This window comes from Mycobacterium sp. DL, assembly GCF_039729195.1.
GTDB lineage: Bacteria > Actinomycetota > Actinomycetes > Mycobacteriales > Mycobacteriaceae > Mycobacterium > Mycobacterium hippocampi_A.
Map to the genome: position 1 here is coordinate 5,830,983 of NZ_CP155796.1, position 16,336 is coordinate 5,847,318.

The following is a 16,336-nucleotide window of genomic DNA, read 5'->3' on the forward strand; positions in this document are numbered from 1 at the left end:
GTCTGAAACCCTACGTTCGCCTGCTCGGCTCTGCGAGCCGACGTACCCGATTGGTTCGCCGGCTCTATACGGGCCAGTGCCGGAATGCCGGTGGCCGATGGTCGGGTACGGATGGTGGTGCCGTCCTCGTCGGTGTACTCCTCTTCGGGGTACACCGTCACGGTCTCAGTCCCGGCATCGAGTAAAGACACCCCGACCCCCTCTAACGGTGACGAACGGGTCGGGATTGCGTACCGGTTGGCTGATGAACGCTTTCCGGCTGCGGAGGATTCGCACGCTCAACCACCCCACATGAACGGGTGGACACCCTGCGGTGCGTCGGCGTAGTACCGCTCGAACCATGTTCGAGGTCTGACATCGATCGCGAACGCTCCGCTAGACGCACCGAGAAGCGACCATTCGTGGTCGGTGATCATCAGCGAGCCAGAAGCCAACCGCCAATTGACTTGATAGGTGTACTCGCCGTCTGTCTCGGAGGTGTATCCGGCAGGGTTGCGGATAAGCCGCACAACAGCGTTCGACTCGACCATGATGACGATCTGCTCACTGAGTTCGTCAGCGGTGATCTTGGCGTCGAGATCCGGGATTCTCGTCGTGATCAGTAGTTCGGCGTCCGACAACAGCGCCTCTACCTGAGACGCTTCGTCGGTTGAGAGCGGTCGTCCTAAGCGGTCGGATACATCGGATGGACTGGCATAACTCATTTTGTGGCTTTCGGTTTGGTCGAGCACGACGCACAGACGCACATGCGGCCCGGTGTGATCGGCTGTTGGAACTCGCAGCCGGATTTGATCTCCAGACACCGACCGCACTTGACGTTGGCGGTCGTGGTGAACGGCCTGGTGGATGGCACCCAGCCGAGCTGGGCTTTGAAGTAGTCGGCCATAGTCGCTGTCGGTGTCGGCTTCTGGTCTCGTTGTTTCTTCAGGTAGGGCATCAGGAATCGGCCTCGGGTTCTGGGATGGCTAGCGCCTTCAAGATGTCGACCAACGCCTTGCGGTGCAATCGGATCTCTGCGAGCTCTGGAGCCGAAACAGGCTGCTGTTGCGAGCCATTGACTCTCAATTCGTTCTTGTCGACAGCGCGTTGCAGTCGGTCGACCAGGTCGGCTTCGCGGCAGGCGTCTTCGATAAGCAGGAGCCGGTGCGGCTCACACGAGAAGAAGCCGACCTCGGCGTGTAGCTGGTGCCAGAACGCCTTTCCACGGCGTCCCAGCCCGTTCGGGGCGCGTGGAACAGTCGCCTTACGTTCAGGCACGTTTCTCCTCGTTCAAAGTCGAGTTCTGCGGTAGGTATTTGTGCGCTGAGCTGGGGTTTCTCGGAAAAATCCAGCTTTTGATCGCTCGCGATGTCAGAGGCGCATTACAGTCCGGTCTTGCGAGGGGGGCTGGGGTGGTATCCCCAGGGGGTGCCGAGGCACCCCGACGAGCGAGCGGCCACACACCAGAGGCGCAGGCGGAGGCCGGTGCCAGACGCACGCGGCCACGCACACACGCAAAGCCGAGCAGCGGGGGCAGGCGCAGCAGGCAGGAGGCCAGCAGCAGGGAGCAGCCCCACACGCACACACCACACCTGCGGTGTGCTGCGTACCGCAGTGCGTACTCACACACACGGCTGTGCGGTAGCTGAGCAACAGATCGCAGTATGTGCTGATGCACTCAATCCCATTGTCTGCCAACGGATTACACTTGTGCGTACACGCTCACACGTGTACCGTGGGTATCACAACAGAACAGAGGATCACCGGGGAGGCTGGACCCACACAGCATCGCTCGCCTGAGAAGGACCGAGCCTGACCAGAACCAAGTGCCCCGCGCAGATACGTGGATGCGACCCGGTGATCTTCATCCTGAGACAATCAGCCGCAGCGGTGCCCGTATTTGATCGCGAGCCATCGCTCGTCGGTGATGCCGACTTCGGTCGCGGCCTGATGGAGTTGTTCATCCAGTAGCAGGTACTCGGTGACCGCATCCGACATAGCGACGGCGGCACACCACAAGTCGACGGACTGTGAACCCACGGCTTCGCACACTCGTTGGGTGCGAGTGAGTTCGATGTCGACGGATCGGCATACCGCAGAGCAGTACCGTTCCTTGCCGGTGCGGAACGTCGTGCGCCGTTCGCAACTCTCTCTTGAACAGCAGCGTTCGGCGGTCACGCACTCACCCGTTCTCTCAAGTCGAACTTTGTGTGGCAGGACTTGCAACGGGGGTCGTAGTCCGCTGGGTCAGGCGAGTAGGCAACCAGCGAGAAGCGACCACGGGGCAGATCCCTCGGCTCCATAAGCTCTAGGTCTGATCCACCTCGATAGCTCCACTCTTGTGCTGAACCTCCGCAGTCGATGCATGAGTGCGTATGAGCACGTCCTCGCACAGCCTTCACTCGGAGATGTGCAGCGTTGTAGCTGCACTCGGTGGTAGGCCATGCCTTGAGCGGATCTCGGTTACCGAGCCTTTTGCGGTGATAGCTCCGGGTGGTCTCCAAGTAGTGGCCACGGTTCTCCTCGCGCCACTTACGTGTCTGCTCTCGCTTGCGGTCGGGGTTGTTGCGGCACCATTTGCGGGACCGCTCCTTAGCGGAGTCGCCATAGCGAGATGCCTTGCAGCTCTTGCAGTGCGACTGTTTACCGTCCGCTCGGCGCTTATCGCCATAGAACTCAGATAGTGGCTGTGTGATGTTGCACGCGGTACATGTCTTCATGGCGGGCTCTCTACCTTGTGTTGTGGGACGAGAACGGCCCCCGCCCGGGTAAGGGGCGAGGGCCGAACTCTGTTGTGGCTACTGCGTATTAAGCGGCGTCATAAAGCCTTACGATCCCAGCGGGGTTGGCGAACCCGAATCCGACGCGAGCGGTTCCACGGATCTGAACGGCGTCGTAGTCGAACGCAGCGTCAGCAGACTTGGTCACCCGAGTCCCGGTGCGCTGGACGACGTACACCTGATCGCTATCGAGACCCCACGCGTTGCCAGCGGCAACGTCGGTGGAGACCAAGACCGGAACGCCGGCCAGAGTCACACCGTCAGCGACTCCGGTGGAGTCGAGTAGGCCGACGTTGGAACCGGTGGTCAACTGCTTGGCTTTCGACAGAGTCAGCGCCACGTCGGGAGCCAAGATCCACACCGACACCTCGGCACCGTCTGCGAGGGCTGCGGCCTTGGCATCGTGGAATGCGTCCAGCGAATCCAGCGTCACGGTGCCGGTATCGACAACGTTGATACCGGACAGCGACAGTAGGCCCGAAGGGCCGTTGGTCGTGGTGTTGGCGAAGAACGCTGCGTCGATCTTCTTGGCGATGGACCGGGCGATGCTCCTGCCGATCCGATCTGCGACAGCAGGATTGGAGTCCTCGGCTGCCTCGTTGCTCGTCTGATTAAGACCGGCGACCTTCTTCGGAGTGACGACGAGCTCGTTGGTCGTCGGGTCCGTAAGCGAGATCTGGGTGTTCTCCGCGTACCAGCCGGTGGCCGGGTCAGCGGTGAGCATCGGGAACCGGATCGTTTCCGACCCCGTCGCAATGACGGTTCCGGCGCGGAAGGCGACCGACTTCTCAGCGATCACGAGGTCGATCAACGCGCCGTAGTCTTCCGGCGTCCACGCCGCATGAAGACTGGAGTTAGTTACTGCCATGTGGTGTTCCTCCTAAGGAACGACAAAGGCCGCCAGCTTGCTGCCAGCGGCCTGGTGAGTGATTGACAGGGAGTCAGCCACTAGCTGATTCCCGATGCCTCACAGAGGCTTACGTGAGCACCGAGCCGTCACAGACGGCTGATGAGTGCTCAAGACTTGAGTAGGTCACTAAACGACGGCTGCGCAGTCGCAGCCGCGAAGCCGTGCCCTTGGGAACGGTCGGTAGCGGGAGAATGCTTCGACAGACCGGGACGGGAACCGATGACCGATTTAGCGGCGGCTTCGACCGCCTGGTGATCAACCCAACCCTCGGGGGTGAGGAACTCAGACAGCGGCTTACCCGACAGTGAGATGTCCTCTGGCGCGGCGAGATGCTCACCGGCCAGCCGGTGAAGCTCGGCGGTCTGAAGCTGCTCCAGCCGTGCGGCCAGAGCGTTCCGTTCATCGCGGGCTTGGTTTCTCTCCACGCGGTACCGGGCCTCTCGGTTGGCCTTCGGGGTCTCTGCGGCGTCGTCACCTTCGGGTGCGTCTACCGGTTCGTCAACGGCGCTCTCTGGGATCGCCGCGTCAATCGTCTCTGTGTCGATCTCGCTCATGCTGCAACTCCGTACTTGGCCTCGTACCGGCACGACCGGCACACGCCCCTAGATCTCTTGGCTTTTAAGTGACCGTTCTCGCAGGTCACATCTGCGTCTGTAGACGAATACAGCGCGATGGGCTGCCTACCGGGGTGCGTGTACCACCCGGCAACTTCCAGCCCCTTACAGAGGGCTGATGCTGCGGGTTTCGTAACCCCTCTGTACTCGGCAACTTCCTCAACAGTCATCAGCGCGGGGATGTCATCGGTCATGCGGCGGTCCTTAGTTCGGTCGGGTTGGCTGCGGAGTTGATCTCGCGCAGCGAGAGAGTCGGCGGGAGGAACGTGGGCGGCTCGGGCCGCTCGTAGCGGCGCATCCAGAGATCACGTCGGCTCTCTACGTCGCCGTCGTGCCACGGCACGTTTCCGTTCTCCACGACTTTCGCGGCGTAGGGCTCGCCGTGCTTTTCCAGCCAGTGCTGGAACGCGGCCTCGCGCTGTGCCGCCCTATCGGTAATGAGCATCAGAGCGCCTCGGTGAACGTGACGATGCGGACAGGCCACTCCAGACCAGCCGAGGCGATCAACTGATCGGCTTCGGTGGTCGGCTTCGGTGCCTTAAGCGCTTCGAGGACTTCGGTCGGAACGGTCCAGACATCAGGGTCGGGGTTGAGGTCGTCGTGCATGGTGGTTTCTCCTTTGGCGTGAAATGAGAAAACCCGCTCAGCCCGAAGGCTGGCGGGCGGTCGGTATTCGGTTGTGTGCGTCTCAGGCGGTCTCTGAGACGCGGTCGTCGAACGGGTCGAGAATCTCTACCGCCGTCTCGATGACGGCGCTCTGGCGTTCTCGCTCCTGGGTGAACCACTCCGGTGCCGACGCGAACGGATCGGGATACGTCTCGTCGTCCTGTCCGATGACCGGTTTGGGCTCAGGTGGCGAAAATTCGCCACCTGAGTTCTGGTCGTCTTTCACGGCGGTCTCCTTCATGCGGTTCAGCTCGGTGAACGCTGCGCGTTCGCGGTCGTATCGCTCAGCGGTTCTCTCGTACCAGTCGGTGACGCCGTAGCCGGCTGCCACACGGTCAAGGTCTGATGAGGGGTCGATCCGGTACGTCGACGGTCGTCCGTCGCTGCGGACTGCGAGCTGGTTCGTGACCAGCTTTCCGTCCAACGTCCGACGCACAGTGGTGACCGCTACGCCCAACCGTTCCGCCACATCCCCGACCGAGGAGTCGGGGTGGTCGATCAGGTCGAGCCAGACCCGCTCGGCGGTCTGGCCCAACGCCGCCCGCAGGAACACCGGGTGCTGAGTGTGCGTACCTAGTCCATATGAACCTTTCCCCCCTAGGGAAGAACCATGTGGACTAGTTATGCACTTTTGGTTCCATCCGAGTTGGATCACCCACCGTTGAGCGTGGGTTCTCTCCCGCTCGGTACCGGTGTCCTTTCGGAGGACACCGAGTGCCACGAGTCGTACCAGTGCTTTCTCGGCGGTAGTCCGCGCCACACCAGCGCGGACGCTTAACTCCCGGCTGGACGCCCCGAGGGTCCAGACGCCGACTTCGTGACCCCATTGCACGACAGCGAGTGCGACGGCCCGGTCAGACCCGCCGGTTCGACCGGACCACTTGTGCGCCTCTAACCGTTGGGACAGCGCCTCCAACTTGTGGCGCACCTCTTCGGCTGACCCGAGCGGCGGGTTCCATGCGTCTTCGACTTTCCCCCACGCCTTCGACAGGCGTGATTCCAGCCGCGTAGAGCGGTCCCGTCCGTTCTCGGTGGCGAACTCGTAGGCGAAGTCAGAAGCAGCAGCGACCGCGACGAACTCGTCTTCGGTGAATCCTGCGTTCATCGCGTAGGTGGCGACAGAGCAAGCTGTCGCCCACTCGGAGTAGCGCCCGTCTTTGCAGTCGAGCAGATCCAACGCCTGCTGTGGTAGCCGATCCCGCAGCGCGAGAGTGACCGAATCAGGTTCGAAGTCGGTCATCGTTGCCTACCGGCGCAGCGAGAATGGTCGTCGCCAGCTTCACGATGTCGCCTAGCTGGGAGTCGTCCACGTACAGCTTGACGCTGCCTACGTAGATGGTGTGGTACCGACCGGCGCGCTTGCCGGTCGTGGTCGTTATCCTTGGTTCGGGCCGTGTCTGCTCACCCATCAAGCCACTCACTTCGCTACTCGCAAAGCGAGAGCGGTCATTGCTTCTCTGGCCTCGTTGCGCTCTCGGCGCAGTTTGGCACTCTCTTGCCGAAGCTTGCGGATCTCGTGCTGCCAGTACTCGGGCAGCTCACCGAGCCGGGCACTTTGTGGAATCACTTCGATAACCTCCTAGGGTTGGAGACAGCTCCTCTGGCTGTCTTCGTACTGCGGCTTATAAGCGCCGCTGACCGGCGATCTGAGTAATCGCCGGTGGTCTTTATGGGTGGCGGGTTCTATCCGCTCTCAGGCCATCAAGGCCGCTACTCGGCCAACATCCGCTTTATCTCGCGGAACTGTCGGAGTTCGGCTCGGCACTTGGCTTGGTACACACGGGCGGATTCGCGTCGGCAGAAGATGCACCGGCCCTGCCGGTAATCTCCCGGCCCCCGGGTATGCCGAGTACAAGAGTTTCCGTGCATGTTGATCTCTTTCCAGAGCTGCCACAGACAGCCCGAATTTCAGGAAGGGAGGCGCGCCGCTGACGCGCCGTAGTCGATCCGATTTAGGGAAATAGAGGAACCCCGACCCACCGTCACGCAACAGTGGGCCGGGGCAGCGTTCCTCTAACCACAACACCGGAGAACGAAGAGTTCTCCGGATAAGGAGCGACAGCCGGTGGCAACTCTGATTGGCCGGCTGTCTTTCCTCCTCGGGTGTCCAGACCCGAAGGAAGTTCTTGAGGGGAGGTCGCGGAACGCGTTACCCACCCCTGATGTAGTAGGTGTACTTTTTCGGATTTCCCCTACAGGAGGTAAGCCGCAGGTGGCTTACCCCTCTACCCAGTAGTAGGTGTATGTTTTCGGATTCCTACCTACGCGCAGGTCAGCGGGGCGTTACCCACCCCTAAGGTAGTAGGTTCGGGTTTCACCGTTTCCCCCGTAGGTGTGACGCACCTAACAGAGAACACGGCGGAGAGGGCTCTACTCCCTCACTCTGTATATAGGCGTCTGCGATCAACGAATCGGATCGAATGTGACCGACCTCACAAATCCGGGAGAGGCTGCGGGCTCTATCCCCTACACCCTTTAAGTACGCGTCTTTTTTGAGTGCGACACACCTGGTAGGCCGATCTGTTATGAACCTGTTACCTGTCCGTTATCTACAGATACCGGCCTGGGACGGCGTTATCGCTGCATCCCTCTACCTAGTAAGTAGGCGCGAATTCTCGGCGTCAAAGGCTATTTGTGACGCACTTCACAGGAGGATAAAGCCTCGGATCTCTTTACCCTCTCACTTGTATATGGGTGCAAATATCCGGAATTGTTTGAACTGTGTGACTCAGTTCACGCAGTGGAATCACCTGGGAAGTTGGCTTCGGTACGAACCGTGAGATCGACCTCGTGCCAGATCTCGTGATCGATGATCGTCCGATAGTCGAAACCATCGCCGGTCGCTGACGGTTTCACCTCTAGCAACTTGCGCTGAATGAATCGTTCGACGGGCTCAGAGAATCTCACCTCAGCGGGAAGCACCTCATACTGAAGTACTAATTCCGCTGTCGCGACGTCCTCGGGTGGCGCGTGCTTCCGCATCAATGTCAGCCACTCAGCGGTTTTGTTGTTGTCCATTGTCTTCCCCTCCCGCAGGGGACTCTATGACGGCGGCACGTTGGGGTGTCGGTGATTCAGTAACGCCGCCACGATCTTCTCGGGGTCGGCGTCCTCGTCTCCGTACACCAGGTACTCGCCTCGGTTGAAGATCATCGAACGATCTTTCGGCCCGAGCTCCTGGTACAGGAGCCCCAGACCGTTCTTCTCGACAAACTCTCGTACTGGCCGGTAGCTCCGGTGGGTGTCTTTCATCCAAGCTGATCGGTATACACACACCGCTAAGCCTTCAGGCAACCGAAGCGAACTGGCTATCAGCCAGTCTGGGTCGAGGATGTAGAGCTCTTCATCTGTCGTCGTTGTGGTCATGGTGGGTCTCCTTGCTCTGGTTGTGCCTGAGTTTGCCACAGGCTACGCAGAGCATCGCACACCACGACGCTGATGTCTACACCGAAACTGTGTCTGAGCTGGTAGTTACTTGACATCGAACGGCTATCGAAACTCAGGAATTGGTCGCTGTATTTGTTTGCTTGACATCGAACGGACGAGTATTTGACATCGAACGAGCGGACTTACTTTTCGATCCGCTCTCGGATGTCTTCGGGGATGTCGAGGTTGAAGCGCAGCGTGTGACCGGGACCGCTCGTGATGGTGGCTCGAAGCCCTGAATCGAGCAGGAGTGTTCGACGCTCGGCAACGGTCATCCGTTGCCAAGCCTGTCCGTAGGTCTCACCTAGCCCGATCCATTCGAATCCGGCAGGTCTGGACGGAAGCTGTTCTAGTTCGCGGCGTCGGGCCGTCAGCCTCTCCAACCGCTCGAAATAACCGGCGTCGTCGCCGTCGTAGAGACCGAGATCCTTCTCCCGACGAGTCGCCTCTATAGCTGCTGTGACAGCGGCCAGGTCGTCGTGGTGATCCGTTCCGGAGGTGTAGACGCGCTCGCGGCGCTCTACGTCGCCGATCTCGCGGAGGATCTGATCTTCGACGAGTTCTAGGGCGATGTCGGTTCGCACGCTCTGCGAGTTGCACAGGGGTTCGGACTCTTCAGTTCGACGCCTGCCGTTACGGCTCGAACACCGGTAGTAGGCGTAATCCCGACCGGACATGGCTTGTGAATACATCGGAGCATCGCAGTTGTAGCAGAACAGAACTCCCGCTAGCGGGTTGTCGTTCCGCTCCCCTGCGCGAACCGTCCGAGCGTCTAGCGCGGCCTGAACCTTTTTGAACTCATCAGCGGTAAGGATCGGCTCAGCCCGTTGGACCGGCATTCCGTCTTCGTCGGTGACCAGCTTGCCTTTGTATTCGTGCTGCCCGAGCAGAGCTCGGCTACGGAGCAGCGTCCGCAGAACAGCACCGGACCACGCACCGCCTTTGCGAGCCGGCACCTTGAGCCGGTTCAGTTCCGCAGCAATCGAGTTGGTCGATTCGTGGGCTAGCACCCGAGGCAGGATCTCTTCGCGAATGACGTGGACCTCATCATCGTCCGGGACGAGGTACCAACCGTCAGAGCGTTGGACTGCTTCGTATCCGTAAGGGGTCGTTCCACCGTGCCAGCGTCCGAGCTGACGGACTTTCTGTTGGCTGCCTAGGTTGCGCTCTCGGATCGCTTCAAGCTCACCTTCGGCCACGCCTCCGATGACGTTGGCAACGAGCCTGCCCATCCACGTGCTTAGGTCTAGCTGTTCGTTGACCGACGCAAGCGTTTTGCCGTTGTCCAGGATGAAGCCGAAAAGCTTGTTCAGCGGGATCACCTGGCGCGACAACCTGTCGAGCCGATAAGCAACCAAAGCATCCCATTCCGGAAGCTTCTGCGGAGTGAGCCACTGGCCTAACTCAGGTGCGGTGAACGGGTCTACCGCTCCCGAGACTCCGATGTCGACAGCCCAAGCGACCACGGTGTGCCCGTGCATAGCGGCCCACTGCTCTACCGACTCGCGCTGGCGCTCTACCGAGGTGCCCGACTCGTCGGCATCTCGCGACAGCCGAATCCGGCCCAAAACCCTCAGTGGCGTGCTCATATACCGAGTGTATAACTAAGACTAACGAGGTCTCGGTCATGCCGTAGCAGATCGCCACCTCACGCATGTGCATCCGATCGATGACGTTGCGCATCACCTGCTCCGGGCAGGGTGATCCCGCCATGATCCCGGTGCGCAGGCTCGACAGATCGAACGTGTCGAAATTCGGCAGCGACAGCTCCGCGATGAACATCGTGGGGACCCCGTACAGCGATGTACAGCATTGCGCTGCAACAGCTTTGAGGGTCTCCTCTGGATCGAAACCCGGCGCGGGGATGACCATGGCGGCGCCGTGGGTGGTGCACGCCAGATTGCCCATCACCATGCCGAAGCAGTGATAGAACGGCACCGGGATGCAGACCCGGTCCTCCTCGGTGTACCCGAGGCCCTCCCCGACGAGGTAGCCGTTGTTGAGGATGTTGGTGTGGGTCAGCGTGGCGCCCTTGGGGAATCCGGTGGTTCCCGACGTGTACTGGATGTTGATCGGATCCGACGCGCGCAGACCCGTCTGCACGTCGGCCAGCGCACCGGCGTCGATGTCGGTCCCGGCGATCGCCGACCATTCCGGCGATCCGACGATGACGACCGAGTCGAGCTGCGGACAGCTGCCGCGCACCGACTCGAGCATCGCGACGTAGTCGGAGGTCTTGAACGACGCCGCCGACAGCACCATCGAGATCGACGACTGGTTGAGCACGTACTGCAGCTCGTCGGTCCGGTAGGCCGGGTTGACGGTGACGAGGATGGCACCGATCTGCGCGGTGGCGTACTGGATGAGTGCCCACTCGGCGGTGTTGGGTGACCAGATGCCGACCCGGTCGCCGGGGCCGACACCACGCTGCAGCAGCGCGGTCGCGATGCGCCGGGTGGCCTCGTGGAATTCGGAGTAGGTCCACCGACGCCCGGTGGTGCATTCGACCAGCGCGTCGCGGTCGCCGAAACGCTCGACGGTGCCCGCCAGATTGGCGCCGATCGTGTCGGTCAACAGGGCCGGCTGGTCGACTCCGGACGTGTACGACAGCATCTGCTGCATTCCTCCACCGTGGATTTCTCGACCGGTCTGGGTACTGAAACAACCCTAGGCCGATTGAAGGTGGTGATGGTTCGAATGTCGATCCCGGTGGTGTCCCTGTGACCTTCGACCTGACGCCGACCGCGGCGCAGCACGATCTGGCGCGCCGCGCCCACGAGTTCGCCGAGCAGGTGGTCCGCCCGGTCGCCGCCGAGTACGACGAGCGCCAGGAATTCCCGTGGCCCGTTCTGGAAGAGGCGGCTGCCCAGGGCTTTTACAGTCCGCTGTTCTACCGCGACCTGATCGGCGACCCGACCGGACTGTCCCTGCCGATGTTCATGGAAGAACTGTTCTGGGGTTGCGCCGGCATCGGACTGGCGGTGGTGATGCCCGCGCTGGCGCTGTCGGCGATCGGGCAGGCGGCCTCCCCCGAACAGATGCTGCAGTGGGCGCCGGAGTGCTTCGGCACCCCCGGCGATCTGAAGCTGGCCGCCCTGGCGATCTCCGAACCCGAGGGCGGCAGCGACGTCCGCAACCTGCGCACCCGGGCGCACCGGGATGGGGACGACTGGATCATCGACGGTCACAAGATGTGGATCGGCAACGGCGGCATCGCCAACGTCCACGTGGTCAATGCGGTGGTGGACGACGAGCTGGGCCATCGCGGGCAGGCACTGTTCATCGTTCCCGGCGGAACCCCGGGACTGGACATGGTCCGCAAGCTCGACAAACTCGGCTGCCGCGCCTCGCACACCGCCGAGTTGAAACTCAACAGCGTCCGCGTGCCCGCCGATCATCTGCTCGGCGGGCAGGACAAGCTCGAGCACAAGCTGGCCCGCGCCCGTGAGGCCGTCGCCGGCGCCAGACACTCCGGCTCGGCCACCATGGGCACCTTCGAGCAGACCCGCCCGATGGTCGCCGCGCAGGCACTCGGAATCGCCAGGGCCGCAGTGGAATACGCCACCGAGTACGCGAACCGGCGGGAGGCCTTCGGCGCACCGATCATCGACAACCAGGGCATCGCCTTCCCGCTGGCAGACCTCGCCACCTCCATCGACGGCGCACGCCTGCTGACGTGGCGGGCTTCGTGGATGGCCGCGACCGGTGTCCCGTTCGAGCGGGGCGAAGGCTCGATGTCCAAACTGGCCGCCAGCGAGGTCGCGGTCCGCGCCACCGAACGGGCCATCCAGACGATGGGCGGCTGGGGATACATCAAGGATCACCCCGTCGAGAAGTGGTACCGGGACGCCAAGCTCTACACCATCTTCGAGGGCACCAGCGAGATCCAGCGCATCGTCATCTCGAACGCCCTCGGTGCGGCGGACGGGAAGCCGCCGCTGCACTTCGACCTCGAACCGACCGGTGGGCCGCTCAACCGGGTGCTGGGCCGCGGCACTCCAGTGCGCACCCGGGCCGCCAACACCGCGCTGTCGATGAAGGACCGCGTCCCGGCGCCCGTCATGGGGCTGGCGATGAAGGTGCTCCGTCCGCCGCGGAAATAGATCCCGTCCGCCGCGGAAGTAGATTTACCCGGTACCCCTGGTTTCACCTGGGTTCGTTCTGGCAATATTACTCGCCAGTCACATAAGGCTCTGGCAAACGGCGGGTGGGGACACGATGGAGTTCGCTCAGCAACAACTCTCGGTGCTGGCACAGGGCGACGAGGGCGGCGGCGCAGCGCTCAGCGAGATCATCGGGCTATCGGTCGCCGGGGCTGTCGTCACGGCTGTGCTGCTGTGGATCGGCTACCTGCACCGCAACCACAAGATCAGCTGGCTGACGTCGCTGGCCGACTGGTCCGGGCGCCGGTTCAAACGCCCGCCGTGGGTGGCTCTGCCCGTCGCGATGTTCGTCTCGTCGATCATCTGCGCGCTGTTCGGCTTCATCTGGGACGTCAGCCTGCACATCGGCAACGGCCGCGACGACGGCGCGCTGGCCAACCCGGCGCACTACTTCATCCTCATCGGGCTTTTCGGCATCTTCGTCGCGGGCTGCACCGCGATGGTCCTGCCCTTCGACAAGCCCGGGCCGTCCGCTGTCCGCATCACCGACGACTGGCACGCCCCGGTGGGCGGCATCGTGATGGCGGGTTGCGGCCTCTACGCGCTATTGGGTTTCCCCCTCGACGACGTCTGGCACCGCATCTTCGGCCAGGACGTGACCCTGTGGGGACCCACCCACCTGATGATGATCGGCGGGGCGGGTTTCTCGACACTGGCTGCGCTCTACCTCGAGCACGAGGGTCGGCGGGCCCGCACCGACGACGTCCCGAAGGACGGCATCGGTCTCAAGCTGGTCCAGTATCTGGCCTTCGCCGGGGTGCTGATCGGCGCGTCGGTCTACCAGATCGAATTCGACTTCGGGGTGCCGCAGTTCCGTCAGGTGTTCCAGCCGATGCTGATCGCCGCGGCGGCGGCGCTCGCGCTGGTGGCGGCCCGGATCTTCATGGGCCGCGGCGCCGCCCTGATCGCCGCCGGCATTGCGATCGGGTTGCGGGGCGCGGTCGCACTGATCGTCGGCCCGGTTCTCGATGCGCCGATCAACTGGTTCCCGCTCTATCTGGGCGCGGCGGTCGTCGTCGAACTCCTGGCGCTGACCCCGCTGCTCAAACGACCGGTCGTGCTCGGCCTGGTCGCCGGCCTGGGTATCGCGACCCTGGGCCTGTGGCTGGAATCGCTGTGGGTCAACTCGGTCTACCACCTGCCGTGGCCGACGAGCATCTGGCCGGAAGCGCTGGCGATGGCGGTGCCGGTGGCCGTCCTGACCGGTGCGTGCGGCGCGATGGTGGGCATGGTCCTGACCGGTCAGCGCCTGCCCCGGCGTGCTGTCAGCGTCAGCCTGGTCGCACTGACTGTGGTCGCCATCGGGGCGGCCGCCGCCAACGGACTGCGCTACGACGTGCCGCAGAACGCGACCGCGGCGGTCACGCTGACCGAGGCACCCGCCGTCGACGGTCAGCGCTACGTGACGGCCGACATCCGCCTCAACCCGCCGGATGTCATCAGTGACGACCCCAACTGGCTGGCGATCCTGGGCTGGCAGGGCGGCCTGGGGAACGAACGCGGTCAGTTCGTCGACACCCTCGAGAACGTCGGCCCCGGCCACTACCGGTCGACCACCCCGCTGCCGGTGTCGGGCACCTGGAAGACCCTGCTGCGCGTGCACGACGGCAGGACTCTGGCGGCGGTGCCGATCTATCTCGCCGGCGATCCCGGCATCGGCGCCGAGGAGGTGCCGGCCGAGGCGCAGTTCACCCGTCCGCTGGTCTCGGAGATCACCATTCTGCAGCGGGAGCGCAGCCCCGACATCCCCCAGTCGCTGTGGCTGATCGGATGTCTGGTGGTGCTGTTCTGCACGCTGGCCATGATCTCCGGGATCGCCTGGGGTGGTGGCCGGATCAACAGCAGTGAACCCAGTGGCAGCGACGCGGAGTTGCAGCCGTCGGCCCAGTCATGACCCCCGAGGTCCAGATACTGGCCGACCATCCGATCTGGATCGCCGTACCCGCGTTCGCCCCGGCGATCGTGGTCGCCGGCGTGGTGGTCTTCATCGCAGTCAAGAACCGCAGACGAGGAGAGAAGCCGGACAGTGGCAGTTCGTGACAGAGTCCTGGCGCTGACCGCGGCGGTGGTCGTGCTCGCCGGGTGCGGCGGAAGCGGCGGTGAGGACACCGGCACCGCCGACGTCCCGACGGGCAGTCCGTCGGCTGCGAGCGTCAGCCCCGGCGCCACGGCCGATCCGGGCCGGCCTGCGCCGCTCGTCATCGACGTCACGATCGAGGGCGGCGAGGTCCGCCCGAGCAACGCTGTGCTGCAGGCTGCCGTCGGTCAACCGATCGTGATCCGGGTCGACAGCGACAGCACCGACGAACTGCACGTGCACTCGACCCCGGAGCACACCTTCGACGTCGGCGTCGGACCCGCGCAATCATTCGAGTTCACCGTCGAGATACCCGGTCGCGTGGACGTGGAGCTGCACGAGCTGCCCAGGACGATCGCCACCATCCAGGTGCGATGACGTCGGATCCGTCCACCGCCGTACTGGCACACGGCCTCGGCGGTTCCGCCGACCTGCCCATTCCGTACACGTACGCGCTGATCGGCGCCGCATGGGCATTGACGTTCACGTTCGCCGCAGTCGCGCTGGCGTGGAAGCGGCCGCGGTTCGACGCGGACCGACCGGGCCTGGCGCTGCCGCAGTGGGTGACCACAGCGGTGGACAGCCCCGCCGTCCGGTGGACGGTCGCGGAGGTGGCGTTGCTGTTGACGGTGTGGGTGGGGATGGCCGCCTTCCTCGGTCCGAACAGCGCGGAGAACCCGCTGCCCGGGGTGTTCTACGTGCTGCTGTGGGTGGGCCTTCCCGCACTGTCGCTGGCAGTCGGCCCCGTGTGGCGGCTGATCTCGCCCGTGCGCACAGTGGCCCGGCTCGCGGGGGGACGCACATTCGGCGGTGACTACCCGACGGCGCTCGGGTACTGGCCCGCGGCCGTCGGTCTGTTCGCCTTCGTCTGGCTCGAGCTCGCCAGCCCCGACCCCGGGTCGGTCGGGGCGATCCGCGCCTGGCTGATCGCCTATCTCGTGCTCACGATGGCCGGAACGCTGTGGTGCGGCACCCGGTGGAGCGCGCGCGCCGACCCGTTCGAGGTCTACAGCATGGTGGCCTCACGACTGTCACCGATGCGCCGCAACCCCGACGGCCGCGTCGCGATCGGCAACCCGTTCGATCACCTGCTGTCGATGCCGGTGCGGCCGGGGACCGTCGCGGTGCTGTCGGTGCTGCTGGGCTCGACGGCGTTCGACAGCTTCTCGGCCATGCCGCAGTGGCGCGAGTTCGTCGACTCGGTGACTCTTTTCGGGTCGTCCTCGACGCTGACCGCGACGCTGGTGCGCACCGGCGGCCTGCTCCTGTTCGCCGGAGTGGTTGCGGGCACGTTCTCGTTCGCGGCCCGCTGCACGGGTGGGGTCGACGCGCAACGGCGCCGCGAGCTGCCCGGCCTGATGGCGCACTCGCTGATCCCGATCGTGCTCGGCTACGTCTTCGCCCACTACCTGACCTACCTGGTGGAGCGCGGCCAGGAGACGATCATCCGGCTCGCGGACCCGCTCGACCGCGGATGGAATCTGTTCTGGTTGTCGCAGGCCGAGGTGACCTACGTGCTGTCGATGCATCCGGGCCTGCTGGCCTCGCTCAAGGTGGGCTTCGTCGTCGCCGGACACGTGGCCGGGGTGATCGCCGCGCACGACGGGTCGCTGGCGCTGCTGCCCAGAAGCCACCAGCTCACCGGGCAGCTGATGATGATGCTGGTGATGGTCGGCTACACGTTCACCGGGCTCTACCTGTTGTTCGGCGGGTGACGATAC

Annotated in this window: 17 protein-coding genes and 1 pseudogene; 5 read left to right on the plus strand and 13 right to left on the minus strand. The window is 63.6% G+C overall.

The window, feature by feature from the left end:
• Positions 1–278: 278 nt before the first annotated feature.
• The 13 genes and pseudogenes from ABDC78_RS27710 to ABDC78_RS27770 form a co-directional block, all read right to left on the minus strand.
• The gene (locus ABDC78_RS27710; protein ID WP_347133249.1) at positions 279–731 is read right to left on the minus strand and encodes a Gp19/Gp15/Gp42 family protein; all 453 of its coding nucleotides are present in this window, start codon (positions 729–731) and stop codon (positions 279–281) included.
• Positions 732–936: 205 nt separating this feature from the next.
• On the minus strand, positions 937–1,257 hold the full coding sequence (locus ABDC78_RS27715; RefSeq protein ID WP_178359643.1) for a hypothetical protein: 321 nt from the start codon (positions 1,255–1,257) through the stop codon (positions 937–939).
• Positions 1,258–1,857: 600 nt separating this feature from the next.
• A complete protein-coding gene (locus ABDC78_RS27720; protein WP_178359642.1) occupies positions 1,858–2,019 on the minus strand; it encodes a hypothetical protein in 162 nt (53 codons plus the stop codon).
• A gap of 768 nt (positions 2,020–2,787) precedes the next feature.
• Complete coding sequence (locus ABDC78_RS27725) at positions 2,788–3,627, minus strand: phage major capsid protein (RefSeq protein WP_178359641.1); 840 nt, start codon at positions 3,625–3,627, stop codon at positions 2,788–2,790.
• Between the two features lie 149 nt (positions 3,628–3,776).
• Positions 3,777–4,223, minus strand: a complete 447-nt coding sequence (locus ABDC78_RS27730; RefSeq protein ID WP_256736149.1) for a hypothetical protein — start codon at positions 4,221–4,223, stop codon at positions 3,777–3,779.
• Entirely contained in the window at positions 4,220–4,477 is a 258-nt protein-coding gene (locus ABDC78_RS27735; RefSeq protein WP_178359640.1) for a helix-turn-helix domain-containing protein, read from the minus strand. The genes ABDC78_RS27730 and ABDC78_RS27735 overlap by 4 nt, the downstream gene beginning before the upstream one ends.
• Positions 4,474–4,728 carry a hypothetical protein gene (locus ABDC78_RS27740; RefSeq protein ID WP_178359639.1) on the minus strand — a complete coding sequence of 85 codons (255 nt, stop codon included), beginning with the start codon at positions 4,726–4,728 and terminating at the stop codon, positions 4,474–4,476. The genes ABDC78_RS27735 and ABDC78_RS27740 overlap by 4 nt, the downstream gene beginning before the upstream one ends.
• On the minus strand, positions 4,728–4,889 hold the full coding sequence (locus ABDC78_RS27745) for a hypothetical protein (protein WP_178359638.1): 162 nt from the start codon (positions 4,887–4,889) through the stop codon (positions 4,728–4,730). Before ABDC78_RS27745 ends, ABDC78_RS27740 begins: the two co-directional genes overlap by 1 nt.
• 82 nt (positions 4,890–4,971) lie before the next feature.
• Complete coding sequence (locus tag ABDC78_RS27750) at positions 4,972–6,189, minus strand: hypothetical protein (RefSeq protein ID WP_178359637.1); 1,218 nt, start codon at positions 6,187–6,189, stop codon at positions 4,972–4,974.
• A gap of 1,493 nt (positions 6,190–7,682) precedes the next feature.
• Positions 7,683–7,967 carry a hypothetical protein gene (locus ABDC78_RS27755; RefSeq protein WP_178359636.1) on the minus strand — a complete coding sequence of 95 codons (285 nt, stop codon included), beginning with the start codon at positions 7,965–7,967 and terminating at the stop codon, positions 7,683–7,685.
• A gap of 24 nt (positions 7,968–7,991) precedes the next feature.
• A complete protein-coding gene (locus tag ABDC78_RS27760; RefSeq protein ID WP_178359635.1) occupies positions 7,992–8,315 on the minus strand; it encodes a hypothetical protein in 324 nt (107 codons plus the stop codon).
• A gap of 203 nt (positions 8,316–8,518) precedes the next feature.
• Complete coding sequence (locus ABDC78_RS27765; protein WP_178359634.1) at positions 8,519–9,964, minus strand: recombinase family protein; 1,446 nt, start codon at positions 9,962–9,964, stop codon at positions 8,519–8,521.
• Between the two features lie 19 nt (positions 9,965–9,983).
• A pseudogene (locus ABDC78_RS27770) lies at positions 9,984–10,997 on the minus strand (AMP-binding protein); the annotation flags it as partial.
• A gap of 98 nt (positions 10,998–11,095) precedes the next feature.
• On the opposite strand from ABDC78_RS27770, the gene ABDC78_RS27775 reads away from it, so the two are divergent.
• The 5 genes from ABDC78_RS27775 to ABDC78_RS27795 all read left to right on the plus strand — a co-directional run bounded on the left by ABDC78_RS27775 (position 11,096) and on the right by ABDC78_RS27795 (position 16,330).
• A complete protein-coding gene (locus tag ABDC78_RS27775) occupies positions 11,096–12,478 on the plus strand; it encodes an acyl-CoA dehydrogenase family protein (protein WP_178359633.1) in 1,383 nt (460 codons plus the stop codon).
• Between the two features lie 115 nt (positions 12,479–12,593).
• On the plus strand, positions 12,594–14,432 hold the full coding sequence (locus tag ABDC78_RS27780; RefSeq protein ID WP_178359632.1) for a hypothetical protein: 1,839 nt from the start codon (positions 12,594–12,596) through the stop codon (positions 14,430–14,432).
• A complete protein-coding gene (locus ABDC78_RS27785; protein ID WP_178359631.1) occupies positions 14,429–14,578 on the plus strand; it encodes a hypothetical protein in 150 nt (49 codons plus the stop codon). Before ABDC78_RS27780 ends, ABDC78_RS27785 begins: the two co-directional genes overlap by 4 nt.
• Positions 14,565–14,993 carry a hypothetical protein gene (locus ABDC78_RS27790; RefSeq protein WP_178359630.1) on the plus strand — a complete coding sequence of 143 codons (429 nt, stop codon included), beginning with the start codon at positions 14,565–14,567 and terminating at the stop codon, positions 14,991–14,993. The genes ABDC78_RS27785 and ABDC78_RS27790 overlap by 14 nt, the downstream gene beginning before the upstream one ends.
• Positions 14,990–16,330: a hypothetical protein gene (locus tag ABDC78_RS27795; protein ID WP_178359629.1), complete on the plus strand. Its 1,341-nt coding sequence runs from the start codon at positions 14,990–14,992 to the stop codon at positions 16,328–16,330. Before ABDC78_RS27790 ends, ABDC78_RS27795 begins: the two co-directional genes overlap by 4 nt.
• Positions 16,331–16,336 lie beyond the last annotated feature (6 nt).